Raw genomic sequence first — 25,457 nt, 5'->3', positions numbered from 1 at the left:
CCAATGGCTTAGTCTTCGATTTCGGGGTTAAGAAAGTCGACGTCTTCGTCCTCTGGATGCGCAACAGCCTGTTTAATGGCCGCTCCACCCTTAATGGAATAGATGACAGCGGTGACCATGGAGAAGATGACGCCGCCATACACAAAGAAGATGCCGAGCGGTACCGAGCTGCCGTTGAGGCCCGGGAAGGCCGTGAACGTGGCGGGCAGCAGATGCCAGCCGTCCACGACGGGAAAGCCAAGCAGCATGAGCGAGAAGCCGGTCATGAGCAGCGCCGTGGCAATCTTGCCGGGAAACACTACGTCGATGGGGCGGCGGTGGTAGTGGCGCACGATGAGCGTGCCGATGCCCAGGTAGATATCGCGCCCAATGATGAGCACGCAGACCCAGATGGGAAGCTCGCCGCGAACCACGAGACCTAAAACTCCTGTAAATAGCAGCGCACGGTCGCAGATGGGATCCATAACCTTGCCGAGCCACGAGACCGTTTTAGTCATGCGGGCAATCTGACCGTCCATCCAGTCGGTGGAAGCCGCGATGGCATAGATGACAATGGCGACGACACGGTTGTTGTCCGTCACAAACAGGTACAGGAAGACCAGCGTGAGGATCAGGCGCGTGAAGGTTATGAAATTGGAGATCGTGAAAATCTTATTCGACGGGTAATCGGAGGTGCCGATAAGCTCCTTTTTGATCTTCTTTTTGATGCCCACAGGACTCCCCCGCTGGTAAACGACAAAACTCTCGATACTATACCCGTTCTGGCGATGTCTATCCAGCGCGAGCATAGAGAGTCCAGACATGTGGAGGACGGTATCGGCCGGGATGTTTATCGCACTAGCGTACATCAGCCTCCGAACATGTCGAAAAATGTTGTTTTTGGAGGCTGTTGTACAGGTTTTTGTTGCGCAGACGTATTGAACGTGAAAGTCGTTGACTCTTCGTTGCTGTAAGCAATTGCTTAAAACAAAAAAGGTCAGGCACTAGGTGCCTGACCTGCAAACTTCTGGTCGGGACGACTGGATTCGAACCAGCGACCCCTTGACCCCCAGTCAAGTGCGCTACCAAGCTGCGCCACGTCCCGAAGCTTTTGTTTGTTGCTCTGCTCTCGCTCGCAACAGGGAGTATAGTAACCCGAAACTTTGTCCTTGTGCAAGAACTTTTTTACAAATTTTGAAGCAAGTCTAAAATTGTATCTGCGAGCTGGGGTTTTGTTAGTACGGGAAGTTCTTGCGTGCCCGCTGTACTCACTATCCAGGCCTTGTTGGTATCGGTCCCAAAGCCCGAATCGGCGCGCGAGACATCGTTGGCGATAATGGCATCGCAACCCTTGCGCACGAGTTTGCGCTGCGCGTACTCCACGACGTTATCGGTCTCGGCCGCAAAGCCGATCACACGGCGATCGCCCTTTTGGCGTGAGAGTTCGGCCAGGATGTCAACGGTCTCGACGAGCTCAATTCGATCCAGGCGCTCGTTGGCCTTTTTGAGTTTATGGTCCGCCGGGGCCGCAGGCGTGTAGTCGGCGACGGCGGCGGCACAAATGGCCGCGTCGGCCGTCTGGAAGGCGCTCAGCGCAGCATGGAGCATTTCCGAGGCGGTTTGTACGCGCACGCACGCTACATCGCAGGGAACGTCGAGCGATGTCGGCCCCAGCACGAGCGTGACGGCGGCACCGCGGCGCGCGGCCTCCCCCGCCAGGGCGATACCCATCTTGCCCGATGAACGGTTGCCAATGAAGCGCACGGGGTCGATCGGCTCGTGCGTGGGGCCGGCGGTGATCACGATGCGCTTGCCCACAAGGTCCTGAGGAGCGGGGTCGAGCAGCTTGCAGACGGACTCGACGATGTCCTCGGGCTCGCTCATGCGTCCCGTGTCCACATCGCCGCAGGCAAGGTAGCCGCTACCCGGACCCACAACGTGGACACCGCGCTCACGCAGCGTGGTTATGTTTGCCTGCGTGGCCGGCGCCTTCCACATGCCATTGTTCATGGCCGGCGCGACCACGATAGGACGCGGCGTGGCAAGCAGCGTGGTGGAGATGAGGTCATCGGCGATGCCGTTGGCCATCTTGGCGATGATATTGGCCGTCGCGGGCGCCACGACCACCAAGTCGGGCTCCTGCGCCAGCGAGATATGGTGGATGGGGTCGGAGGGGTCGTCGAACAGACCCACGGCGACCGGCTCGCCCGTGAGCGCGCGAAAAGTGAGCGGGCCTACAAACTCGGTGGCATGCTCGCTCATAACGACCTTGACGCGGGCGCCGCGCTTTTGCAGCAGGCGCACGATATTGCACGACTTATAGGCGGCGATCCCGCCGGTAATGCCCAGCAGGATCGTTTTTCCCTCAAGTTGCATTGAATTGTCGGGTGCCGTCGTCATTGTTAGGCTTCCTTGTTGGGGAGCACGAGCAGGCGGTGGCAGTACGGACAGTGCGTAATCTCACTACCGTCGTGGTTGAGGTCGCTCATGGACGACGCCTGCAGCGCGGTGTGGCAGACCGTGGGGATGTTGCCCTTAATGGTCTCGACGGCCAGGCCGCGGAACTGCTTGAGCAGACGCTCGTAGTCGGTGAGCACGTCGGTCGGCAGCGTGGCGGCAAGCGCGGTGCGCTCCTTGGTGGCGGCATCAATCTGGGCCTGCAGGTCGGCGGCCTTGGCACGGGCGGCCTTGGTGTCGGCCTTCACGCCCTCCTCGAATTTGGCGATGATGGCCTGCGCGCGAGCCTCACGGTCGAGCGCCTCCTTGTGGGCGACAACGACATCCTTGCGGGTGTGCTCAATCTTGTCCAGTCGCTTGGCCAGGGTGGCGAGCTCGTTTTCCAGATCCTGGACCTCGCGGTAGTCAGAGCCGTCGAAGTGGCGTTTCTTGGCGGCCTCGATGGCGTTGTTGGTCTGGATCTCGGTGGTGTTGAGATCGTCCAGCTCAATGTCGAGGTCCTTGCGCTGAGCATAGAGCTTGGTCATTTCGGACTTAAGCTTTACATAGGTTTTGCGCTTTGAGGCGAGCTCCTTGAGCTCCGGCATATTGGCAAGTTCGCTCTTGTTGCGGGCGAGCTCCAAATCGATCTGTTGCAGCTTGAGTAGCGTAGCGCCGGCGCTCATAAGTTCTCTCCTTTTGTCACAGTCCACCATTGGCAAGGGTTCAGTATTTTAATCGCATGACGGGGGTCGACCCCGGCGTCAACCGCAGAGTTCATCAAGATATCCACGAACGGCTCCTCGGAGCGGTCGTGGCCGAGCAAGATCACGCTCAGCCCGCGCAAGGCAAGATCTTGCGCCACGTGATAGCCCGCCTCTCCCGTCACGATGACATCCGCACCGGCGGCGATGGCAAGCTCGCCAAAGTCGCCGAGGGAGCCGCCCAGAATAGCGACGGTGCGGCACGGGCGCTCGGCATCGCCCCATACGCGTGGGTCGCTGCCAAAGGCCGTGGCAGCACGGGCGGCAAGATCGCGCAGCGTGCACGGGTCGTTGAGTGTCGCAAAAACTCCCAGGCCGCAGGCCTTGGGGTCGTCCACGTGCTCCAGCGAGCTATCGGGCACGGCGTCCAACAGCTTACTTAGGCAGATGCGTGCCTCGTGCGAGCGGTCCAGGTTGGTGTGGAGCGAGATAATGCTCACCCCGCAGCGGGCCGCCTCGTAGAGCGCCGCGCTGCACTGGGGGCGCGTTGCGCTGGGCGGGCAAAACGACTCGGGCGCCTTGATGTAGACGGGATGATGCGTGAGCAACACGTTGGCTCCGGCTTTCAAGGCGCGCTGCACGTTGTCCCTGGTAGCGTCAAGCGCGCAGGCAACGCCGCGGATCTCGTCGTCGGGGTCGCCAACGGATAAGCCTACGTGGTCCCAGGGCTCGGCGTCCGTCTTGGGATAGCGTGCCAGCAGGGCACGCTCGAGCTCGGCGACGATCATGCGGCACCTACGATCGAGAGCAGCGTCTGGGCAAAGTCGTCCAGATCGCTCGGATTCACGCGGTCATCGAAGGAGATGCGCAGTGCGCCCAGCGCCTGCTCGCGACCAATGCCCATGGCGCTCAGCACGTGGCTCGGGTCCATGCTGCCGCTCGAGCATGCCGATCCGGCCGACACCTCAAAACCGGCGGCATCGAGCTTGATGATGAGCTCCTCGGAGTCCATGCCGTCAATATAGAGCGATACCATGCCGGGCAGACGGTCGGCCTGCGTGTAGTCGCCCATGGTGGCGTGGATGCGCGGATGGGCCGTAAGCGTGGCGTAGAGCTTGTCGGAAAGGGCTTGCAGCTTCTTGCGCTCCTGAGCCACATGGGGCGCCAGAGACAAGGCGGCAGCGGCAAAGGCCAGCTGCGTGCGCAGGTCCTGCGTGCCGGCACGACGTCCGGCTTCCTGTCCTCCGCCAAAGATGCGGGGGCGCAGCGGCGTGCGGCTTTTTAGGTATAACGCGCCGGAGGCTACGGGGCCGCCAATCTTGTGTGCTGCAACGGTCATAGCATCGACGCCCAGTTCGGTCACATCGAGCGGAATATGCAGATAGCCCTGGATGGCATCGGTGTGGAACAGGGCGCCCGCGGTGTGCGCAGCCGCGGCAAGTTCGCGGATAGGCTGTACCACACCGGTCTCGTTGTTGGCGGCCATGATGCTCACGAGCGCGACGTCGTCGCCCAACAAGTCGCTCAGCGCGGCAGGCTCGATGTAACCCGCACGGCAGGGCTGCACCAGGTCGACGGTAAAGCCGGCGGCACGCAGTAGCGGCAGGTTGTCCAGAATCGAATCGTGCTCGATGGCCGAAACGATTACACGATCGCGCTTACGATCGCGCTGACGAGCACCCTCGGCAAGCCCGAGGAGCGCCAGCTGGTTGGCCTCGGTACCGCCGTTGGTTAGGACAATCTCGGACGGGCGAACGCGCGCGCCAAAGCTGCGGGCGATCTCGCGGCGTGCAACCTCCAGACGTGCGGCAGCCTTGCGGCCGAGCGAGTGCAGCGAGTTGGGGTTGACGCCGGCGAGCTCGCTGTCGTCATATTCGCGCTGCGCAAGGAGCGCCTCGGCGCGCATGGGCGTCGAGGCGGCATAGTCAAGATTCACGGGTATGCGGTTTTGACCTGCGGTCATAAGGGTTTATGCCTCCTGTGCGGCCTCGTTGCCCAGCTTCTGCAGCAGCGCAACCTCGGCGGCGGGATCTTCGGACTTAAATACGGCGGAGCCGGCCACCAGGACATCGGCACCGGCCTTGACGACCTCGGCAATGTTTTTGGAAGAGATGCCGCCGTCGACCTCGATCATGGGCGACACACCGTGGCGCTCGCACATGGCCTTGAGCTCGTGGAGCTTATGCAGCGTGCCCGGGATAAAGCTCTGGCCGCCAAAGCCGGGGTTCACGCTCATGAGCAGCACGATGTCGACGACCTCGATGATGCTCTCGAGCACGCAGACGGGAGTGGCGGGGTTGAGCACCACGCCGGCCTTGACGCCGCGCTGCTGTAGGTGTGTGAGCGTGCGGTGCAGGTGCGTGGAGGCCTCATAGTGCACGGTGATCATATCGGCGCCGGCGTCGGCATACCAATCGACGGTCTCGTCGGGGTTCGACACCATCAGGTGCGCGTCGACCGGCACCTTGGTGGAGCGCTTGACGGCCTTGAGGATTTCGACGCCAAAGGTGAGGTTGCCGGTAAAGTGACCGTCCATGACGTCGAAGTGCACATAGTCGGCGCCGGCGATCTTGTCGAGCTCGCCCTTGAGGTTGGCCATGTCGGCTGAGAGGACGGACGGAGCGATTTTGATGGAACCCATGGTAGTAGCCTTTCTGCGCTAGTCGGTGAGTCCGTAGAACTCTTGAGAGGGGACGCGGTCGGTAAGGATCTCGAGCGCCCTATCCAAAGTAACACCGTTGTAGAGCGTTTGCTCCACGGCAAAGGTGAGCGGAATGTCTACGCCCAGCGAACGGGCGAGCTCGCTCACGCTGCGGGCGGCGACGGCGCCCTCGACCACCATATGCGTGCGCGCCTGGTACTCGTCGAGCGATACGCCGTGGGCAAACTCGTAGCCGAAGGTGCGGTTGCGCGAATGCTCGGAGGTGCAGGTGGCAATAAGGTCGCCCATGCCGGCAAGACCCATACAGGTCATGGCCTGGCCGCCGCGGGCGTGCACCAGTCGGCTGATTTCTGCCAGGCCGCGCGTCATGATAAGGGCGAGCGTGTTGTCGCCTGCGCCGGTACCGGCGGAGATGCCGCACACGATGGCGATGACGTTTTTCATGGCGCCGCAAACCTCGACGCCGGTCATGTCCTGCGACAGATAGATGCGGAAGGCCGTGGATAGGAGCAGGTCCTTAAAGGTCTCCCCTACCTGCGAGTCTTTGCTGGCGATGACGGCGGCGGAAAGTCCGCCGCGGCATATCTCCTCGGCATGGTTGGGGCCCGAGAGCGCCGCCACACGCGCCTCGTTGCCGATCTCGCTGGCGATGACCTCGCTCATGAGCATGCCGGACTCGGGCTCGATGCCCTTGGTGAGGCACAGGACCGGAGTTTCGGTATCGATAAACGGCGCTGCCCGATGGCACACGTCGCGCAGGTGCATGGAGGGCACGGCAAAGATGATCGCATCGGCACCGTCGAGCGCTCGCGACAGGTCCGTGGAGGCGACGACGTTGCCGGGCAGCTCGTAGTCCACCAGATAGCGCGGGTTGCGGTGCTCACCGTTAATGCCGGCGGCCGTCTGCTCGCTGTGGGCCCACATGGTCACGCGCTCGGCTCGCGCGGCGGCAAGGCCGGCGACGGCGGTTCCCCAGGAGCCGGAGCCAATCAGCGCAACATTCATGACTCTCTCCTACTTATCGTCGGGCTCGGTGACGCGCTTGGTAAACGAGAGCTTGGATTCCTTACCCGTCATGAGCTTTTTGATGTTCGCGCGATGGGCCCACACCACGGTGATGCCGATCATCGCCATGCAAAACTTGAGGCCCAGGCTGCTGTACGGAAAGACCGCGCAGGCGGCGATGGGAAGACCGATGGCCGCGGCAAGCGAGCCCACCGACACATACTTGGTGATGGCGACGGCCACGATAAACATGCCCAGTAGCGAAAGTCCGATGGGCCAGTACCAGGCGAGTATGACGCCCAGTCCCACGGCGATGCCCTTGCCGCCGTGGAAGTTTAGGTAGGGCGAGAAGATGTGTCCCCACACCGCTGCCAGGCAAATGACGCCGAGCATCCAGTCGCCGGCGGCACCGGGAGCCATGATGCTCACCGGGAAGCCATAGCCCACGCTCGCGATGAGCGGACGCGCGATAAGGACGCAGATGGCGCCCTTCAAGCAGTCGAGCAGCAGCGTGAGCGCGGCGACCTTGGGACCGGCTACGCGCAGGGCGTTGGTGGTGCCGATGTTGCCGGAGCCCGCCTTGCGAATATCCGTGTGGTTGAACACACGGCCCAGGATCAGGCCAAACGGAATCGCTCCGATAAAGAACGAGACCACGGCGCAGATGGCGGTCAGCAGAATCGGATTATGCATCCTTTTGCTCCTTCTTCCTAAAGAAGAGTCGAATGGGCGTGCCGGAAAAATCGAAGGTCGAGCGCATACGGTTCTCCACGTAGCGCTGGTAGGTGTCGTTGACCAGGTCGCTGTGGTTGACGAAGAACGTAAACGTCGGCGGGTTGACGCCCGTTTGGGTCACGTAGTGCATGCGCAGGCGACGCTTGCCGTCCACCACGGTGTGGCCAAACTCGCGCAGGTCGGTGAGGAAGGTGTTGAGGCGCGAGGTGGTGATCTTTTGCGAGCGCGTCTTCTCGGCGGCGTCGACCATCGCCCAGATCTTCTCGACGCTACGGCCGGTCAGGGCCGAGATGCGCAGGTACTGGGCCCAGGGAGCCATGACGCCCAGACGGCGGTCGACGGTCTCCATGCAGGCCTCGCGCTTGCGGTCGTCGTCGAGCAGGTCCCACTTGTTGAGCAGAACGACGATGGCGCAGCCGCGTTCGATGGCCAAGCCCATGACCTTCTGGTCCTGCTCGGTAACGCCCACGGAGGCGTCGACGACGAGCAGTGCCACGTCAGCACGGTCGATGGCGCGCAGGCCGCGGACCATGGAGTAGTACTCGATGTTCTCGTACACGGTGCTCTTCTTGCGAATACCCGCGGTGTCGACCATGCGGTAGTGCTTGCCGTTGCGCTCCACGACGGTGTCGATGGCGTCGCGCGTCGTGCCGGCGATGTTGGACACGATAGAGCGGTCGGCACCCAGGATGCGGTTGAACAGCGAGGACTTACCGGCATTGGGGCGGCCGATGATGGCGACGTTCAGCGCATCGGGGAACTCGTCGGCGACCTCGTCCTCCTCCTCGGGTAACAGGGCAACGATGTCGTCGAGCAGGTCGCCCGTGCCGTGGCCGTGCAGGGCCGAGAGCGGCGTTGGCTCGCCGATGCCGAGCGAATAAAACTCCCAGATGCTGTCGTTTTCGCGATCGGGGTTGTCGAGCTTGTTCACCAGCAGAAAGACCGGCTTGTCGCAGCGCTTGAGCATGCGGGCGACCGACTCGTCCTCCTCGGTGACGCCGGTGCGGCCGTCGACCACAAATAGGATGACGGCGGCTTCCTCGGCGGCGGCGAGGGCCTGGTCGCGGATGGACGTGGCAAAGACGTCATCGCTCTTGAGCGGCTCGATGCCACCCGTGTCGACGATGGTGAACTCGCGGCCGTTCCAATCGGCCGTGTGGTAGGAGCGGTCGCGCGTTACGCCGCGGGACTCATGGACGATGGCGTCCGAGGTCTGGGCCAAGCGGTTAACGAGCGTGGACTTGCCCACGTTGGGGCGTCCGACGACGGCGACGATAGGTTTCATCTGCACTCCTTTAATGGGTAGGGTCAGCGGAATTAGTAGAGCCTGCGGGCACAATGCCAAGGATATGCTCCAGGGTATCGAGCAGCTCATGCGGCATGGTCGACACCACATGAACCTCGGCGCCGCGAGCTTCAAGGCTTGCGAGTAAATCGTCACGATGATACTCGTCAAGCGTCATGCCGTCAGCGTTGAACATGAGCTTAGGCACAAAGAGCATAACCCCCGAGAGGTCCTGCGGCAGCTGCTCCAGAATGTCGCAGGCGACGATGAGGCCGGTCACGTCCACGTTGCCGCCAAAGTAACGGTTTTCGATAGCGGTGACGGTGCCGGCAAGGCCCCGTGGCGACTCCACAAAGCGCGCCACGGTGTCGCGCGCGCTGGTGCCGGAGAGGCACAGGAGGCGCTGGCCACGGGCGGCGATTGCCTCGCGAACGCGGCGCAGACGCTCGGCATCGGCGGCAAGTACGTCGTCAGTCTCGTCCAGATACGAGCGAATCATACCGATGCCGTCGTAATACTGCGGGTAGCCGTCGTAAAAATCGGCCTGGGGTGGCTCGATGCCGGCGTCCAGATAGAACTCATCGCTCATCTGGAAGGTGTGGCGGCCAAAGCGCTTGTAGGCACGATCCTGGAAGGGACGGATCATGGCAATGGTTTCGCGCGCGAGCTCAGGTTTGTCGCTGTATGACCAGGTAAAGCGCCTCTGATGCTTGGTAAAGCCCAGTGGCACAATGCCCAGGCTCGTGATCTGCTCGTGTTCCTCGCAAAAGCGTAGGGTCTTTTGCAGCTCCTCGCCGTCGTTCATGCCGGGACACAGCACAATCTGCGCGTGAATCTCGATGCCGGCGGCCATGATGGTCTCGAGCACGTCCATGCCGCGCTGGGCGTTACGGCCCATCATGCGGCGGCGGACGTCGGGGCTTACGGCATGGACCGACACGTTCATGGGACTCATATTGCGGTCGATAACGTTTTGCACGTCCTCGTCGGAAAGGTTCGTGAGCGTGACAAAGTTGCCCTGTAAAAAGCTCAGGCGGTAGTCGTCGTCGCGAATATACAGCGTGGAGCGGCCGCCCTTGGGCAGCATGGTCATAAAGCAGAATACGCAGGCGTTTACGCAGGTACGCATGCCGTCAAAGATGGGGCCGTCGAACTCAAGGCCCCAGTCCTCGCCGGGAAAGCGATCGAGCTCGACGGGGGTGACGGTGCCGTCGCGCGGGTCGAATACCTCCAGCTCGACGGTGTCCTCGTCGGCCTCCCAGAGCCACACGATCATGTCGGTGAGTCGCTCGCCGTTGACCGTGAGTACGCGCATGCCCGGCTCGATACCCACATCCCATGCGGGCGATTCGGGACGCACGTTCTTTACGAGCGCACCCTCACCCGGCTCGGGGTCGCGGCTGCGCCCGTAATCGGCCACCTCGGCGGCGTATGCGGGTACGGTCTGGTCCATGATTAGCGACAAAGCTCCTTGATGCGCGCAACGGCGCGTTCGATGTGTTCTTGCGGAGTTGAGGCTCCGGCGGTGATGCCGATGTGGCGCGCGTTGGCAAACCATGCGGCCTCAAGCTCGGAGGCTTCCTCGATGTGATGGGTGTGCTCGCAGACATCGGCACAAATCTGTGCCAGGCGGCGCGTATTGCCCGAATTTTTGCCGCCCACGACGACCATGCAATCACAGCGGTTGGCAAGGGTTGCGGCCGCCTGCTGTCGCTCGCTCGTGGCAGCGCAGATCGTGTTGATCACACGCAGCTCCTGCACGCGCGGGGTGATGGAGGCCACTACCTCGGCCAAGTTCTGCGCGGTTTGGGTGGTCTGCACGACCAGGCCCACCTTGCCCTTGAGCGGCAGCGCGTCCGCATCGGCGGCGCAACTCACGACCTGCGCGTCATCGCCGGCGTGACCCAGGATGCCCTCAACCTCGGGGTGGCCCGGCTCGCCCACGACAATCACACGGTAGCCCTCGCGCACCAGGCGCTCGGCCGCCACATGGACCTTCTTGACGTAGGGGCAGGTGGCATCGACCACGGTAAGGCCGCGCTCGCGAGCAGCCTCGATGACCTGCGGCACCACGCCGTGCGCGCGAATGACCACGGTGCCCGATGCGGCGTCGTCCAAGGTGTCTGCCAGACCAACGCCTGCCTCGGCGAGCTCGCGCACCACGATGGGGTTATGGATGAGCGGACCCAGCGTGTGGACCTGAGCGCTCTCCCCTGCCTGCGGCGCGGCGGCCAGCGCCATGTCGAGCGCGCGCTGTACGCCGTAGCAGGTACCGGCATGCGCTGCGATTTCGATGGTGGGGGCGTCTGCCTTGCCGGGCGCAGCCTCGGCGGTATTCATGACGTTCTCGCCCATGGCTAGAACCTGCCGGGGTGCTCGGCGCACAGGTCGTCGCGCATGGCGTAGACGCGGCTCATGGCCTCGGACTCAAACCATGCCAGGCGCTCCTTGCGCTTGAGCTCAGCCGGTGCATCGGATAGTGAGATGGCCTTGCCGGCACGGATCCAGCACTTTTTGGGGCGCATGAGCTTTTTGCCCGCAGGCGTGATATCGGACCAGCCGCAGATGGCGAGCGGGTTGACGGGTGCCTTGCCCATCTGGGCGATGAGCGCAAAGCCGCCGTGGACCTCGGGCTTAATCTCGCGCGAGCGGATTCGTGTGCCCTCGGGGAAGATCAGGACGTCCTCGCCGCGCTGCAGCGCGTGCTGGGCGGCACGTAGGCACTTCATGTCGGCGGTGCCGCGCTCGACGGGAATGCCGCCCACGCGGCTAAAGGCCCAGCGCACGATCTTGCTCTTGGCAAACTCGGACTTAAAAATGGGGCGAATGCGGCGGCCGCCAAAGAATAGCGCCGTCTCCACGGCCAGGAGCTCGGCCATCGAGGTGTGGTTGCAGATGACCACGCTGCCGCGGCCTTCCTGGCGCTCAAACAGCAGGTCGCTGTCCTCTACCTTCCAGCGCCACATGAGCTTGGAGAAGACCCACAGGATGCCCATGACCACAAAGACGGTGCCACGGATGAGCACGGGGAACTCGGCATAAGGCGCGTTGTAGTAATCCTCGGGCGTCTGCTTAAACAGGCGCATGAGCTACCTCCTTTGGTTGATGAGGTCCTCGATTATCGAGACGACCTCGTCGATGGTATGTGCGGTGGAGTCGACGTGCACGGCGTCCTCGGCGGGCACGAGCGGCGCGACCTCGCGGCTGCTGTCGAGCTTGTCGCGCTGCTTGAGGGCGTCGAGGGTCTCGTCGACCTCGGCCTCGAGCTGATCTTCGGTGGGCGGCTGGGCATCGTTTTGGTGGCGCTGCAGCACGCGGCGACGGGCGCGCTCGCGCGGGTCGGCGGTCAGAAAGACCTTGACCTGCGCGTTGGGGAACACGACGGTGCCGATGTCGCGACCCTCGGCCACGATGTCGCGGTCCTCGGCGGCGCGACGCTGATGGATGAGCATGGCCGCGCGTACGCCCGGGTAGGCCGAGACCTTGGACACGTTAGCGTCGACCTGCGGGGTGCGAATGGCAGCCGAGGCATCCGCGCCGTCGATGGTCAGGCGCGTGTCCTCGCCGGTGCCGTTGGTAAAGCGGATCTCGATCTGCTCGGCGAGGGCGTCGATGGCAGCCTCGTCGTCCAGATCGATGCCGCGGTCGAGCGCGGCGAAGGTGACGGCGCGATACATGGCGCCCGTGTCGAGCTTGTTAAAGCCCAGCTGGCGGGCGATCTCCTTGGCGATGGTGGACTTGCCGGAACCGGCGGGGCCGTCGATGGCGACGATCATGCAATGCTTCCTTTCGGTGGTTGACGTGCTGGTATGGGACGCGGGCGCTGCGGCTTGGCGGACTGGCTAGCCCGTGTAGCGCTCGCGGTAGGTGTTGCGCTTGGGCGCGGAGCCGTGGCTGCCGTGGTGGCGCGTGCGGGTCGCGGTGTTGGTCGCCGTCGCAGCGCCGCGCTTGGCGCCGGCCTGTTTGGGCGGGATGCCGCCGGCCTTGAGGATCTGCACCTCGCGGTCGGTGAGCTCGCGCCACGAGCCCTTGGCCACGTCCTTGAGCTCCAGGCCGGCAAAGTTACAGCGGTGCAGGCGGATCACCGGATGGTGGATCTTGCTCAGCATGCGCTTGACCTGGTTTTTGCGGCCCTCGCGGATAATGACCTCCACGGCGGTTGTGCCGGACTTCACACCCTGCGGAGCCACCGCCTCGGCCTCGCGCGCGGTAATGACGCGGCAGATTGCCGGCTGGCACAGGCCGTCGTCGAGCTCGATGCCGCGGCGCAGCGGTTCCAAGTCGCGATCGGTCAGGTGGCCGTCCACGAGCGCCTGGTAGGTCTTGTAGACGTGTTTGCTGGGGTGTAGAAGGTCCTGCGACAGGTCGCCGTCGGTGGTAAAGAGCAAAAGGCCTGTGGTGTCGCGGTCCAGGCGACCCACCGGGAAGAGCCCCGGAAAACGGTCGCGCGGGACAAGGTCGGCCACGCAGGGGCGCTCCTGCGGATCGCTCATGGTGGTGAGGTAGCCGGTCGGCTTGTAGAGCATCAGGTACACGGCGCCCTGGTTGAGGTTGACGGGCATGCCGTCAACCTCGATATGGTCGCGGTCCACATCGACCTTGGTGCCCAGTTCGGTCGCGACCTGGCCGTTGACAGTCACGCGGCCGGCGGTCATCAGGTCCTCCGAGCCGCGGCGGCTCGCCACGCCCGCGCGCGCCAAAAAGCGCTGCAGGCGCATGGTGTGCGGGTAGACGGGCTGGGGGTCGGTCGCGGGTGCGCCCGTGACGCCGGCGGCGCGCGTCTCCCCTGCTTCGCTAGTCCTCGTCATGCGTATCCTCCGCAGCGTCGTCGGTGGCAAGTGTTTCCTCGCCACCGACTGCCTCGACATCTTCAACATCGGTATCCAGCAGTTCGCGCTCTTCGTCCAGGTCCTCGACCTGCTCCTCGAGCGTAGACTGAATGCTGCGGCCGCTCAGGCGCTCGCGGATAAATTGACGCGACTGCTCGTCGGGGGCAAACTGCTCCAGATCGGGAAGGTCGCGGGTGGAGCGCAGACCGAACTTCTCCAAAAAGGCGTTGGTCGTGCCGTAAATGATGGCCTGACCGCGCTGGGGGTCGCGACCGAGCTCGCGCACCAGACCCTTGTCAACGAGCGACGCGATGACGCCGTCGGAGTTGACGCCGCGGATGCCCTTGACCACCTCGCGCGTGACGGGCTGGTGGTAGGCGATGACGGCCAGGGTTTCGAGTGCCGCCTGCGATAGTTTTTGCGTATCCCAGCTCAGCACATAGGCCTCGACCACGTCGTGGTAGGCGGGATGCGTAAACAGGCGCCAGCCGCCGGCAACCTCGCGCAGCTGAAAGCCGCGGTTGGCCTCCTCGTACTCAACTTTGAGCTCGGCCAAAAGCGACGCACACTCGCCCGGGGCGATATCCAGCGCATCTGCCAGCGCGGGCGCGCTCACCGGATCGCTCGAAACCAGCAACAGCGCCTCGAGGGCGCCTTTGAGGCTGTTTGCCTCTAGCGTGGAAAGGGTTGACATGGTTGCCGCTCCTATTCGGTGAGCTCGGGGCCTTCGCCGGGCACGTATGCCTCGGCGCCCTCGACGCGGTTGATGCGGATGGTTCCAAAGATCTCGTCCTGGCTCAGGGTGAGCGAGCCTCGCTTGGCGAGCTCCAGCATGGCCAGGAAGGTGACGACAAGCTGCTCGGTGGTGGCGTCGCCGTCTAACAGCTCGCGGAAGGTGCAAGTTTGGTGCGCCATGGTAAAGCGGTCGACCGAGGCCACCGTCAGGTCGAGCGGCACGCGATGCGGCGCCACGTGCTCGGCCTCCAGCAGGAAGGTCTGGCGCTTGCCGTCCAGGTCGGCGCAGATGACGGCGAGGCCGCGCAGCGTGATACCGGCCAGGTAGTCGGGCATAAGGCCCAAAAACTCGGGGTCGGGGCCGGCCACACGCGGATGCATGCGGCTTTCGGCCTGCATGCGCGCGCCAAGAGCCGCTGCCGCACCCTTAAACTGCTTGTAGGCGATCAGGCGCTGGATCAGGACCTCGCGCAGGGCGTCGCCGTCGAGTGCGCTGAGTTCCTCGAGGTCTTCGTCAATATCGTCATCGTCGTCGGCTTTGTGCGGGGCCTCCTGGGGCACCAGCGAGGCGGCCTTGATGTCCAAAAGGGTTGCCGCGACCAGCAAAAAGTCGCTCGCCACGTCCAGGTCCAGCGCCTCAATACGATCGACCTCGGCCAGGTACTGCTCGGCCACCTCGCTGATCGAGATGGCGCCGATATCAACTTTTTGGCGGGTTACCAGCTGCAGCAGCAGGTCGAACGGTCCGCTGTAGACCTGCGTCGACACGCGATACGACATCTTCGACCTCCTTTGACGGCGCCTTCGCGGCGCGGTTTGGGTGCATGTTGCGACCGTTTTGCGCGGTCGACCTGTAAGTTTACCTTAGATGCCGGCGATTGCGAAGTTAAGCAGCTGCCCGGCGAGCGGATACACGGTAACGTCGAAATAGCGGCCGATCACGTCGATGCCGGTCCACATGGGCAGCAGATACAGCACGATGATAAGAATCGGCATGGCGTATTGCTGAAGTTGGTAGTAGTTGGCGAGTGCCTTGCCTTTGAGAAACGGCACGATGATAGACGAGCCGTCGAGCGGCGGAATCGGGATGAGGTTAAAGAACGCAAGCGACAGGTTGACCACGATAAAGGTGGCGCCGAAGTTCATGATTTGGGACGCTACGGCAAAGGACATGCTGGTGTAGAGGTTGCCGTATGCTGCGTGCATGAGGGCCGCGGCAAGGCACGCCAGCGCGATGTTCGATACGGGGCCGGCCGCGCTCACCAAGACCTCATCGCGCTTGGGGTGCTTGAGGTTGTTGAGGTAGACCGGCACGGGCTTGGCGAAGGCGAACACCGGGCCGCCGGCGGCGAGCATGAGCAGCGGCAGGATGATAGTGCCAAACGGGTCGATATGGTTGAGCGGGTTGAGCGAGACGCGGCCGCGCGAACGGGCCGTTTTGTCGCCGAGCGCCCAGGCTGCGGCGGCGTGTGCGCTCTCGTGGATCACGATGCCCACGATGACGGCGACGGCGCTGGCAAGCAGGTTCATGAGGTAGCTACTGGACATGGCGCTCCCCTAGCGGACGCGGCGCGAGGCGCGCGTAAGCAGGTAGTCGGCCACAAACAGGATGACGGCCACGATGGCGTAATCCAGGCGGAACACACCACCAAAGGGCGATGTGATGACGCCGTAGCCGGCAATGGTGCTCGGCAGCGCGCGCGAAAGCTCAACGACAAAGCCCACAATCTGCAGCTTGGCGGTCAGGCCGCTAAAGCACAGCAGCACAGTCATCGCGCTCATAAAGATGCCGCAGATGCGGCACGCGATGGCTATGATGCTCATCGCCACGGCAGCGGCCTTACGAGAGTTCACGCGCGGTCTCCTCTTCGATTTGGGTGGAAAGCTCCAGCCATTCGTCCTCGAGCTTGGGCAGCTCTTGCTTAAGGCCGTTATATTCCCCCAGCGCGGCGTTGAACTTATCCTGATCGGCATAAAGCTCTTCGCTCGCCATCAATTCCATAAGCTCGTCATAGCGGGCACGCTTTTTGTCGAGCTCTGCCTCGATCTTCTTGAGCTGATTGCGCACGCCCTTGAGCTTTTTGTTGAGCGCGGCGCGGGCCTGGGCCTCGGCACGCTTTTGCTCCTTGGTCTTTTTGCCCTCGGCCGGCTTGGGGGCCGCAGCGGGGGTATCGGCCTGGGCGGCGCTGGCTTTGGTGGGCTTGGCCGTGGCCGGTGTGCTCTCCCCTGCCGCCTCGGCGGCGGCGCGGGCCGCGAGATCCTCGCGCTTGTAGAGGTAGTAGTCGTAGTCGCCGTCATAGACCGTGACCTTGCCATCGCGGATATCGATCACGCGGTTGGCCACGGCTCGCACCAGGTGCTCGTCGTGACTGATCAGAACAATGGTGCCGGGGAAGTTTTGTAGGGCGTTCTCGAGCATGTCCACCGAGTCGATGTCCAGATGGTTGGTGGGCTCGTCCAGGCACAGAAGTGCCTCGGGGGCAACGAGCATCTTAGCCAGGGCAAGACGCGCCTTTTCGCCGCCGGAAAGAACGCGAACCTGCTTTTCGATAGAATCGTTGTCGCTAAACAGGAAGGCGCCCAGTAGGCTGCGCTGCTGCGGCACGGTCCACTTGGGCGTGACGGTGTCGATCTCTTGCAGGACGGTGTTGGACTCGGTCATGCCTTCGAGCGCGTGCTGGGCGTAATAGGCCACGCCCACGTTGGTACCCAGGTCGCGCGCGCCGGTAGTGGGCGGCTCCAGGCCGGCGATGATCTTCATGAGCGTGGACTTGCCGGCGCCGTTAGGGCCGACGAGCGCCACATGCTCGCCGCGGTAGAGTTTGAGGTCGATATCGCTATAGATGTGCTTGTTGCCGTAGGACTTGGACACGCCCTCTAGGCCCACGACCATGTCGCCCGAGCGCGGCGGGTCGGGGAACTTAAAGTCGATGTGCTTGTGGCCCTCGGGCAGGATGACGAGCTCCTTTTTAATCTGCTCGATCTTGCGGATGCGCTCCTGCGCCTGGGCGGCTTTGGTGGGCTTGTAGCGGAACTTGTCGACGAAGACCTGCATGTGGGCGATGTCGCGCTCCTGGGCGGCACGCTTGGCGCGCATCTGCTCCAGGTTGTCCTCGCGCTGCTTGAGGTAGCTGCTGTAGTTGCCGGTGTAGGTGGTCACGCGGCGGTTCTCGAGCGCGGCGACGTGGTCGACGCAGGCGTCCATAAAGGCGCGGTCGTGGCTGACGATGAGCACGGCGCCGTCGTAGTTGGCGATAAAGCCGCGCAACCACTGGACGCTTTCGAGGTCCAGGTGGTTGGTGGGCTCGTCCAGAAGTAGCAGGTCGGGATGACGCAGGAAGAGCTTGGCCAGCGCGATGCGCATCTGCCAGCCGCCCGAGAACTCGGAACACGGGCGCTCAAAGTCGGTGACCTTAAAGCCCAGACCGGACAGGATCTTGCGGGCATTGCTCTCGAGCTCGTAGCCGCCCAAGTGCTCAAAGCGGTCCTGGACCTGGCCGTACTCGTTAAGGAGCGCGTCGACGTCCTTGCCCTGCTCAGAGAGCTCGGTGATCTGGGCCTGCAGCTCGTTGGCGCGCTCGCCCATGCGGCGGATTTCCTTGGCGGCGGCCATGACCTCGGCGAGGATGGTCGTATCCTTGTGCTCCAGGTTGGTTTCCTGCTCGAGGTAGCCCACCTGACAGTCCTTGGAGTACTGGACCTGGCCGGCGTCGGGGCTGTCGATACCCATGATGATTTTGAGCATGGTGGTTTTGCCGGCGCCGTTGGGTCCCACGAGCGCAAAGCGTTCGCCGGGGTTGATCTGAAAGGACGCGCCGCTAAAGAGGACGCGCGCGCCGAAGCTTTTTTCGATCTTGTCGACCAGGAGGATCATGGTGCCGCCTTTGACCTTGTGTGCCTATATGAAAAAAGGCCCCAACTTGCGTTGGAGCCTCATTCAATGCTCGGGTGGAGACGAGGGGGATCGAACCCCTGACCTCTTGACTGCCAGTCAAGCGCTCTCCCAGCTGAGCTACGCCCCCGTGCGAAGAAGTACTATACGGGAACTCCCCCGCCGATGCAAGGACAATCTCGGAAAAATCTTTCGGCGGCGGGGCCGGGGATGCGGGACGGGCTCGGGAGCGAGGGGCCCGCGGTGCCCGATCCGGCCCGCGGGGGCGCACCCCGCGGGCGGCGGCGTTGCCGCCGCCCCCTCTCCGGCGCCTGGCCGGCCGCCCCCGGGGACCTCCCGCCACGGATGCGGCCCATCTACTACGTTTGGGCGGCATCCCCCGACCATGGCGTCACGGGTAAAAATAAAACCGCAGGTAGACGGCCTGCGGTTTTCGCGAAATACGGGGTATGGTCGAGGGGCCGGGGCTAAACGTAGTAGATGGGCCGCATCCGTGGCGGCAGCGTCGAGGGCAGCCGGCCCGGATGCATGGAGGTGGACAAACAAACTGATTTGCGGGCAGGTAATGTTGTCATCGAGCAGAAACCGGCCAGTGTTTATACATTTGGCTGTTGCGGATAGTTGCGGATAGCCAGAAGAAACACGAGGATTCTAGAAGGGAAAGCTAAAACGAAAGCGGTTCCCCCGATTAACTGAATATCAGAGAAACCGCTGGTAGATAGTGGTGGGCCCTCCGGGATTCGAACCCAGAACCCAGGGATTATGAGTCCCCTGCGCTAACCGTTGCGCCAAGAGCCCTTATAAAGTAGCTGTCGCGGTTAGGGTTGAAGAACAACTTCCAACGTTTTGACCTACGACGTGAAATACTACCATGCACGCGGCACCCGTTCAACGCACGATCTTGTCGACCAGGAGGATCATGGTGCCGCCTTTGACCTTGTGTGCCTATATGAAAAAAGGCTCCAACTTGCGTTGGAGCCTCATTCAATGCTCGGGTGGAGACGAGGGGGATCGAACCCCTGACCTCTTGACTGCCAGTCAAGCGCTCTCCCAGCTGAGCTACGCCCCCGTGCGAAGAAGTACTATACGGGAACTCCCCCGCCGATGCAAGGACAATTTCGGAAAAACTTTCGGCGGCGGGGCCGGGGATGCGGGACGGGCTCGGGATCGGGCGTCGCCCTCCCTCCCGGCGCCCGGCCGGCCGCCCCCGGGGACCTCCCGCCACGGATGCGGCCCATCTACTACGTTTGGGCGGCATCCCCCGACCATGACGTCACGGGTAAAAATAAAACCGCAGGTAGACGGCCTGCGGTTTTCGCGAAATACGGGGTATGGTCGAGGGGCCGGGGCTAAACGTAGTAGATGGGCCGCATCCGTGACGGCAGCGTCGAGGGCAGCCGGCCGAGGGCGCCCGGAAGTGAGCAGGCACCCGTTTAACGACCGATTTCCAGCCAATTGCACAGCACGTTGGCTCGTAACTCCATTTCCGTCGTCTTTTGCGCCCTAGTTTTGCACCTATAGCGCAATTCCAAACGCGAGCAAAGACTTCGCACGATCGCATCAAGCTGCTCGGCATCGTTGAGCATGTCGTGTGTAACCAGGAAGACGTCATACCCCATACTTTGCAGCGCCGTCATGCGTTTGGCATCGTGGTCGAGCACGGCGCCTGATCCGTGGATGACCTCTCCCTGAATCTCCACGATGCCTGCCTTCATTATGGTTGGATTCACAATCACGATATCCCCGTAGCAGACTTTTTGCCCTGCTATGCTCTGCGCCGTTGCGGTAAGCGGCGTAAGGTCGTTGACGTAAACGTTTCTAAAACCGGCACCGCCGCGAGAGCGAGGAAGCGATAGCAATAAAATTCCTGCAACTTCGAGCGGAGAAGCGGCTATACCCGTCACCAGCTGCGCGGCGTTGTAAAACTTCGTACCCCACTTTCGTTTTTTCATCTTACTGGCGTACTCATGAAGCTCGTGTAATTCAATGAGCGGCTTCCTCATCCAGAGCGAAGTGCCCTTTAGCCTTGTGACCTCATTCGTCTTCTTTTGTCCGTTGGTCCCCTTCGTATTTACCTGTTCCTTGACTTTTATGCGAGCATAAACGCGTTTCCATTGTGGCTCGTCTTGGCTTTCATCAAGGTCAAAGAGGGATTCGGTCGTTGCATTCTCGGCAGCGTCTTTGGCTTTGCCTAGTTCCGCTTCTGCTGCGGCGGTGGGCTCAAAGACTGAGAACCATCCGCAGAATTCGTACATGGCAAGGACAAGATCGGTTAAAGACACAAAGCGCGCCATGCTAAATAGCGTCGCAAGTGGATTGGTAACCCTAAAGTTCATCGCGGTTTCCAGCGTGCTGTCCACTCCAGAAGTATCATCACAGTGGATTGACGTCCGTAATCCCGAATGGTAGTTAACGCCACCGGGCACTGTTGTGGTAATAATCGGGGTCTTGAGGACGTCGGTTACGAAAGGGGCTTGGGATAGAGCTCGCCAGCCGTCTTCGGAGTTGGGCAGGCGCGGGTAGAGATCGCGCACCTGCGGCGGGCAGCGCCAGTAACGGAATGCGGTGTTTGCGCAGACGATTTCGTCCATTTGCGTCTCCCCTGGTTTCGGCCGCGGGCCGTGTGGATCACGGGCATGGCCGATAATCTACTGGGCCATCATGCGGGTAAGTACCGGAAGCAAACCAATAGCTTGACGAGTTCTGCCGAAGATCCCTCGTGCAATACAATTCCGCTGGAAGGAGCCCTGGTTGTGTGGTCCATGTCTCCACATTTGCGCTCGAAACAGATGGGGAATTCAATGGAAATACGCATGCGTTTTATACAAAACATGCGATAGCATCAGCAAAAAGGGCGCGAAAATAATGACGCCTTATACGACTACGATCCGATTTTAGTGTCAGTTTTGGTGTCACCCTTGGTGTCAAAAAGAAAAAGGCCAGAGACTTAATACCTCTGACCTGTGCTTTTGATGGTGGGCGATACAAGATTCGAACTTGTGACCCCATCCGTGTGAAGGATATGCTCTACCCCTGAGCCAATCGCCCGTCGCCTTTCGGCAAAAGAGATACTATCATAGCCGCACGTGGTTTACCAAGAACTTTTTTGCCCTCGATTTTAAATTCGTGGGCTCCTGCCAAGCCAAAGCAACCAAAGTAACCGACAAACCCGCAGCTAAACCGCCCTTTATCGCTTGATCCACAAGGTCTCGGGGCGGCAGATAAGTCGCGCGTTGTTGTATGCCATGTCGAGTGTGAGGCAGGTGCGCGCGGCGTAAAAGCCGTCCTCGCGCTGGATGGTCAGCGCCAGCTCGGGCTTGTCGCCGGTCAGGCACAGCGGCAGGACCAGCTGGATTCGGCCACCATAGAACTGCGGCACCGCGAGCGTGTAGCTAGCTGCGGGCGGTCTGGTCCGCGTCGCGCTCGGGCAGGAACACCGCGCGGCTAAAAGAAAACGACAGGTAGTTTTTTGAGGATGCGGTTACTGGGGCCCCAGTCCTCGGGATCGGCGAGGTCAACAAGGCGGTCGTAGCAGGGCTCGGGACAAAACGCAAAGTCGTAGGCATTGCTGCACAGGGTGCTAGGGAGTTCCATGCGGTGTCCAACCCATTCAGTAACCAGCGTGCGGAAGGTTTGATTCTATACGGGCGAAGCGCAGTCGAGACACACAACGCAATTGCGCCTAAGCTCTTCCGCGAGATCGGCGCGAGAGCGGTTTTCGGATACGAGGTCTTGGATCCAGACGTTGACCATGCAATCTAAATAGATTTTTCTTGAGGCAATCAACCATCGCTGTCCAGGCGTCCAGATGCCAGGTCGAAAACCTTGCCCCTGTCCCTTGCACCTATTGCGATGATTTGAACTACTTCGACGTGCCCATCGCGGATGCGATAAATTACGCGAATGCCATCAAAGCGAAACTTAAGTTCCCTACAACCTGCAAGAAGACCCGAAAGTGGCTTACCAATTTCATCGGCTCGAAGTGCAAGACGCGCAATACCTTTGTTCACCATAGCGCGGTCCGAGCCATCGAGTGACAGATACTCTTTCTCGGCAGTCTTGTCGTAAAACTCAACTTTAAACCTAGCCACGCTCACTCGAACAGCTCCTCGTCGGAAATGGGATCGGTCGCCTCGGCTTCTAGCATGGTCTCGAACCTCTCACGTCCCACGGTATAGGAGAACGGGATGCCCTTGCGATTCGAATTAGCGTCGCCCTGCGCGAGCCTTGCAGCGGCTATGGCGTGCAGGCGCTCCTCTCTGAGCTGTTCGAGTTCAACCGCCATCGCTTCGAACTCGTCGAAGCTGACGATAACAGTATCGATGCCATCGTTCCTGTCTGAGACAAATTGCGGCTCCTTTCGAGCGCGACGTCTCGCTTCGCCAAAATTTTTGCTTGCCTGCGTCGAAGTCAGCACCTGTTCGCGTCCGAAAACGAGTTTGTTGTCTATTACGGCAACCATAGCAACCTCCTTCAAAATGTGTCTCTAATACGTATTATAGACCCATTTAAATACGTACTAAAAGGAAAGATAAACAACAATAATCTTAGTATTTAGATTACGGATGAACAGGGTTTCGAATCGTACTCTATGGCGATCGGTTGCCAGACAAGGTCTTCGATGCTGCAGTGTAAGGTTTTTGCGAGCGCCAATGCCGAGGATATTGTGCTCGGCGGCCTCATCCTGTTCGATGCCTTTGCGGAAGGGCGGGCGCATGTGCTCTGGTGGGTTGGTGACGATATCAACTTTTCGCCCAAGTTCCTTCTCGAGCTCATGGGATAGTTCGTAAAGCGTGCCGAACGTCATGGTGTTGCCGCAGACTAGGCGCAAGTCAATATCGCTATCAGGCGTTTGCTCGCCTCGGGCAAACGAACCAAATAAATTATGCCACCGCCGGTCCGCCTTTTTGGCGTTCGGCGAGCTCGAAGATAAACGGGGCGTTTGATCTAACGAATTCAGTCAAGAAATTGAGGTCATCAGCAGTAAATCCTTCGACGTTGAACCATTTGACCGCAGGCAAGAAGCATTCCGCATGGTCAAAGCCAAAGTCAACCGGGCGCTCGACGGCCACGCGAACGGTTCCGTCTTCTCTTGTCTCTGAGTAGGCAAATTGAGTGCCATCATCAAGCTGAACATAGCTCCAAAACATGACTACCCCCTTAGTGTTTATATTCGAGTATAAGGAGCAGTCTAGACGTAACGCGGCGTGAATTAAAATATTCCTATAAGACACGAACTCTGACAGCCGGCCTTGTCCAGAAGTGGTGGGGGCCGAGTTCTGCCGACCAGACCCCGGTTTTGCGCTTTCGCGACCTCCAGTTTTATTAACAGAATTTGGCTTGCGCTCGGCGGGCTCCGGTTTTCCCGCACATCCAGAAATCGGGAGCATCAGCAACGGCGTGCAGCTTTGAGAACCGCTGCTCCCAACACGGACAGCAATGCGGACACGGCAATCCAATGGCTGTCGGCTGTCTTGGGGAGTGACGAGGAGGTCGCGGTGGCGGCCTTGGGCCTAGGGGCCTTGGCGGCCGTGGTGTTGGCCGCTGTGGTCGTGGTAACCGTCCCTAGTCGCGGCCGCGGGCTTTTGTGTGGGATTCGTCGACGGATTCGCAGCTGGCTCGCCGGTAGCGGGGTCGGTGCCAGGGGCGGACGGACCATCGCCCGGCGCATCGGGCCCGGCGGTCTCCCCCGCCGGCGCCGTGGCATCCACGGGCTCGATCGTCACACGCGCCGCCACGGACCCGTCGGCATCCACCACGCCGCCTGCGACAAAGGCCCCGCCCGCGTGCGCCACAAAGCGCGCGGATGCAGGAGTCCCGCCCTGGCAGGCGACGCCGCCGCCCGCGCTCGACGCATCCAGCCAGGACGCATCGACGGAAACCAGCCCGGCCGCGCGCCCGCGGCATAAGAAGGCCCCGCCCAGCAAAACGCATAGTCAGGTCATGAAAGTAAACAGGATGTAGTGACGGCTGGTGTGGAACGCGGTGGCGAGCATAACCGCTCCGATCTTCGCAAGAGCCATTGGAAACGGCGCCTGAAAACTACCTGGTAGCAGCAGTTATTAGTGTAGCGAGATCAGACTACGAGCAGGGAAACAGCCCGTGATTGATTCCCAAAATTAGGTGTAGATCGTTTTGCCAGTCGGTGAAAGGAAAACCTGATTGCGTATAGCCATATGCCGGCTCTATGAGCGAGTCATTTTGCAGCTAAGTAGCTATCACAGTTAAACAATAAGGAAATGAATTGCTGAAACTCGAATAGCTTTACTGGTGTTGAACCAAAGGATGTCATCGGAACAGTTCGTCATGGGTACCCGTACGCTCAAAGAATGCCACCTCTTCGTTTGATGACCATATGACAAGCCAATCACCGGAGTTTGCTACATGGCATTCGTTTCGTCCGTTCCAGTTGCCGTTTAGCCGGTGCATATTATGGCGTCGCTTTAATATCTCTGTTGACTCAGGTGTATTCTGCAGCACTAGGTCAATTAGCTTTTGAAGCTCTGTCAGATTCCAATTCCGGCGCTTTGCTTTTTTCTTTAAATCGCGTGAGAAAGCTGCAGAGAACTCAGCGGTCAGCGTACTCATTGCGCCATCGCCGCAGCGATCAGATCGGCACCGTTGTCAAAACGCCCTTTTTTACCGGATGCCAGGAATGCATCTCCTTCGCGAATGGCCTCGAGACTTTCGACATTGGGTTCCTCGGGAGCAAAGGTCAACGGGATGCGATGAGTGTTGACCATTTGCTTAAAGAAAGCGCGTGTAACGGATGATAGGTCAAGCCCATAGTAATCGGCCACTTCTGCCGCCTCGCGCTTAAGGTCGTCGTCAACCCTGATGGTTAATGTTGAGCTTGCCATTTATAGGTCCTTTCAATAGCGTGAGTACAACCTTAGTATAACGTACATACAAGTATAGAAAAGATGATTACAAACAATCGATATCGTAGAAGCTTCCCTATTCAAGGAGAGTGAGGGTGTTGACGTAAGCCAATACCCTCACTCAGGAGCAATCCGAAATCGAGCGCTTTAGCAGCGAATCGCGGCGCATAGGAGCGCTATGCCGAGAAAGATTAGCGTTAGGGATGCGGAGGTCCAGCAGTTATCACCGGCCTTGGGGAGCGAGGCGGTCGTCGCGGTGGCGGCCTTGGGCCTAGAGGCCTTTCCGGCCGTGGTGTCGGTCGCTGTGGTCGTGG

Annotated in this window: 27 protein-coding genes, 5 tRNA genes and 1 pseudogene; all 33 read right to left on the bottom strand. The window is 61.1% G+C overall.

The genetic code is table 11. The features are described from left to right. Positions 1-8: 8 nt before the first annotated feature. The 33 genes and pseudogenes from ACQRAP_RS01890 to ACQRAP_RS01730 all read right to left on the bottom strand — a co-directional run bounded on the left by ACQRAP_RS01890 (position 9) and on the right by ACQRAP_RS01730 (position 25,122). Positions 9-713 (bottom strand): CDP-alcohol phosphatidyltransferase family protein, encoded by a 705-nt coding sequence (locus ACQRAP_RS01890; RefSeq protein WP_427794753.1) that lies wholly within the window; start codon positions 711-713, stop codon positions 9-11. A 294-nt stretch (positions 714-1,007) separates the two neighbouring features. Beyond that, positions 1,008-1,084: transfer RNA gene (locus ACQRAP_RS01885), tRNA-Pro, on the bottom strand. An 80-nt stretch (positions 1,085-1,164) separates the two neighbouring features. Beyond that, complete coding sequence (coaBC, locus tag ACQRAP_RS01880) at positions 1,165-2,379, bottom strand: bifunctional phosphopantothenoylcysteine decarboxylase/phosphopantothenate--cysteine ligase CoaBC (protein WP_427794752.1); 1,215 nt, start codon at positions 2,377-2,379, stop codon at positions 1,165-1,167. A gap of 2 nt (positions 2,380-2,381) precedes the next feature. Then, positions 2,382-3,101: a zinc ribbon domain-containing protein gene (locus tag ACQRAP_RS01875; protein WP_427726754.1), complete on the bottom strand. Its 720-nt coding sequence runs from the start codon at positions 3,099-3,101 to the stop codon at positions 2,382-2,384. Continuing rightward, on the bottom strand, positions 3,098-3,907 hold the full coding sequence (locus ACQRAP_RS01870; protein ID WP_427794751.1) for a Nif3-like dinuclear metal center hexameric protein: 810 nt from the start codon (positions 3,905-3,907) through the stop codon (positions 3,098-3,100). Before ACQRAP_RS01870 ends, ACQRAP_RS01875 begins: the two co-directional genes overlap by 4 nt. Continuing rightward, positions 3,904-5,082, bottom strand: a complete 1,179-nt coding sequence (locus ACQRAP_RS01865) for a cysteine desulfurase family protein (RefSeq protein WP_427794750.1) — start codon at positions 5,080-5,082, stop codon at positions 3,904-3,906. The genes ACQRAP_RS01870 and ACQRAP_RS01865 overlap by 4 nt, the downstream gene beginning before the upstream one ends. Positions 5,083-5,088: 6 nt before the next feature. After that, entirely contained in the window at positions 5,089-5,760 is a 672-nt protein-coding gene (rpe, locus tag ACQRAP_RS01860) for a ribulose-phosphate 3-epimerase (RefSeq protein WP_427748047.1), read from the bottom strand. A gap of 18 nt (positions 5,761-5,778) precedes the next feature. Beyond that, entirely contained in the window at positions 5,779-6,786 is a 1,008-nt protein-coding gene (locus ACQRAP_RS01855) for an NAD(P)H-dependent glycerol-3-phosphate dehydrogenase (RefSeq protein WP_427794749.1), read from the bottom strand. 9 nt (positions 6,787-6,795) lie between these two features. Continuing rightward, positions 6,796-7,479 carry a glycerol-3-phosphate 1-O-acyltransferase PlsY gene (plsY, locus tag ACQRAP_RS01850; protein WP_427794748.1) on the bottom strand — a complete coding sequence of 228 codons (684 nt, stop codon included), beginning with the start codon at positions 7,477-7,479 and terminating at the stop codon, positions 6,796-6,798. Beyond that, entirely contained in the window at positions 7,472-8,806 is a 1,335-nt protein-coding gene (der, locus tag ACQRAP_RS01845; RefSeq protein WP_427748050.1) for a ribosome biogenesis GTPase Der, read from the bottom strand. The genes plsY and der overlap by 8 nt, the downstream gene beginning before the upstream one ends. A 10-nt stretch (positions 8,807-8,816) precedes the next feature. Next, positions 8,817-10,259: a DUF512 domain-containing protein gene (locus tag ACQRAP_RS01840; protein WP_427794747.1), complete on the bottom strand. Its 1,443-nt coding sequence runs from the start codon at positions 10,257-10,259 to the stop codon at positions 8,817-8,819. Positions 10,260-10,261: 2 nt separating this feature from the next. Then, positions 10,262-11,161 (bottom strand): 4-hydroxy-3-methylbut-2-enyl diphosphate reductase, encoded by a 900-nt coding sequence (locus tag ACQRAP_RS01835; RefSeq protein ID WP_427794746.1) that lies wholly within the window; start codon positions 11,159-11,161, stop codon positions 10,262-10,264. 2 nt (positions 11,162-11,163) lie between these two features. Next, positions 11,164-11,892 (bottom strand): lysophospholipid acyltransferase family protein, encoded by a 729-nt coding sequence (locus tag ACQRAP_RS01830; RefSeq protein ID WP_427793511.1) that lies wholly within the window; start codon positions 11,890-11,892, stop codon positions 11,164-11,166. A gap of 3 nt (positions 11,893-11,895) precedes the next feature. Continuing rightward, on the bottom strand, positions 11,896-12,582 hold the full coding sequence (gene cmk / locus ACQRAP_RS01825) for a (d)CMP kinase (RefSeq protein ID WP_427748054.1): 687 nt from the start codon (positions 12,580-12,582) through the stop codon (positions 11,896-11,898). Between the two features lie 66 nt (positions 12,583-12,648). Continuing rightward, entirely contained in the window at positions 12,649-13,614 is a 966-nt protein-coding gene (locus ACQRAP_RS01820; RefSeq protein WP_427794745.1) for a pseudouridine synthase, read from the bottom strand. Next, positions 13,601-14,329: an SMC-Scp complex subunit ScpB gene (gene scpB / locus ACQRAP_RS01815; RefSeq protein ID WP_427748055.1), complete on the bottom strand. Its 729-nt coding sequence runs from the start codon at positions 14,327-14,329 to the stop codon at positions 13,601-13,603. Before scpB ends, ACQRAP_RS01820 begins: the two co-directional genes overlap by 14 nt. Before the next feature lie 11 nt (positions 14,330-14,340). Beyond that, a complete protein-coding gene (locus ACQRAP_RS01810; protein WP_427794744.1) occupies positions 14,341-15,150 on the bottom strand; it encodes a segregation and condensation protein A in 810 nt (269 codons plus the stop codon). Between the two features lie 84 nt (positions 15,151-15,234). Then, entirely contained in the window at positions 15,235-15,918 is a 684-nt protein-coding gene (locus ACQRAP_RS01805; protein WP_427794743.1) for a site-2 protease family protein, read from the bottom strand. Positions 15,919-15,927: 9 nt separating this feature from the next. Next, on the bottom strand, positions 15,928-16,224 hold the full coding sequence (locus ACQRAP_RS01800) for a hypothetical protein (protein WP_427794742.1): 297 nt from the start codon (positions 16,222-16,224) through the stop codon (positions 15,928-15,930). Beyond that, positions 16,211-18,244, bottom strand: coding sequence for an ABC-F family ATP-binding cassette domain-containing protein (locus ACQRAP_RS01795; RefSeq protein ID WP_427794741.1), 2,034 nt, complete (start codon positions 18,242-18,244; stop codon positions 16,211-16,213). Before ACQRAP_RS01795 ends, ACQRAP_RS01800 begins: the two co-directional genes overlap by 14 nt. A gap of 75 nt (positions 18,245-18,319) precedes the next feature. Continuing rightward, positions 18,320-18,392, bottom strand: a tRNA-Ala gene (locus ACQRAP_RS01790). 592 nt (positions 18,393-18,984) lie between these two features. Further along, positions 18,985-19,060: transfer RNA gene (locus ACQRAP_RS01785), tRNA-Ile, on the bottom strand. Positions 19,061-19,258: 198 nt separating this feature from the next. After that, positions 19,259-19,331: transfer RNA gene (locus tag ACQRAP_RS01780), tRNA-Ala, on the bottom strand. 364 nt (positions 19,332-19,695) lie between these two features. Next, on the bottom strand, positions 19,696-20,853 hold the full coding sequence (locus tag ACQRAP_RS01775) for a hypothetical protein (protein ID WP_427794740.1): 1,158 nt from the start codon (positions 20,851-20,853) through the stop codon (positions 19,696-19,698). Between the two features lie 382 nt (positions 20,854-21,235). Then, positions 21,236-21,310 (bottom strand) — tRNA-Val (locus tag ACQRAP_RS01770). A gap of 139 nt (positions 21,311-21,449) precedes the next feature. Beyond that, positions 21,450-21,647: pseudogene (locus ACQRAP_RS01765) on the bottom strand (DUF3825 domain-containing protein); the annotation flags it as partial. A gap of 59 nt (positions 21,648-21,706) precedes the next feature. Beyond that, a complete protein-coding gene (locus tag ACQRAP_RS01760; RefSeq protein ID WP_427794739.1) occupies positions 21,707-21,856 on the bottom strand; it encodes a hypothetical protein in 150 nt (49 codons plus the stop codon). Between the two features lie 188 nt (positions 21,857-22,044). Then, positions 22,045-22,359, bottom strand: a complete 315-nt coding sequence (locus ACQRAP_RS01755; protein ID WP_427729120.1) for a type II toxin-antitoxin system RelE family toxin — start codon at positions 22,357-22,359, stop codon at positions 22,045-22,047. Further along, entirely contained in the window at positions 22,356-22,724 is a 369-nt protein-coding gene (locus ACQRAP_RS01750; protein WP_427794738.1) for a hypothetical protein, read from the bottom strand. Before ACQRAP_RS01750 ends, ACQRAP_RS01755 begins: the two co-directional genes overlap by 4 nt. Before the next feature lie 57 nt (positions 22,725-22,781). After that, complete coding sequence (locus ACQRAP_RS01745; RefSeq protein WP_427794737.1) at positions 22,782-23,093, bottom strand: hypothetical protein; 312 nt, start codon at positions 23,091-23,093, stop codon at positions 22,782-22,784. Positions 23,094-23,145: 52 nt separating this feature from the next. Beyond that, positions 23,146-23,412 (bottom strand): hypothetical protein, encoded by a 267-nt coding sequence (locus ACQRAP_RS01740; RefSeq protein WP_427729114.1) that lies wholly within the window; start codon positions 23,410-23,412, stop codon positions 23,146-23,148. A 1,138-nt stretch (positions 23,413-24,550) separates the two neighbouring features. Then, a complete protein-coding gene (locus tag ACQRAP_RS01735) occupies positions 24,551-24,850 on the bottom strand; it encodes a type II toxin-antitoxin system YafQ family toxin (protein ID WP_427729110.1) in 300 nt (99 codons plus the stop codon). Beyond that, on the bottom strand, positions 24,847-25,122 hold the full coding sequence (locus tag ACQRAP_RS01730; protein WP_427729109.1) for a type II toxin-antitoxin system RelB/DinJ family antitoxin: 276 nt from the start codon (positions 25,120-25,122) through the stop codon (positions 24,847-24,849). Before ACQRAP_RS01730 ends, ACQRAP_RS01735 begins: the two co-directional genes overlap by 4 nt. Positions 25,123-25,457: the final 335 nt, after the last annotated feature.

The organism is Collinsella sp. SGI.180, assembly GCF_050313455.1.
Classification (GTDB): domain Bacteria; phylum Actinomycetota; class Coriobacteriia; order Coriobacteriales; family Coriobacteriaceae; genus Collinsella.
The sequence above is the reverse complement of the archived record's forward strand: the minus strand, read 5'-3'. Positions and strand labels throughout refer to the sequence as shown.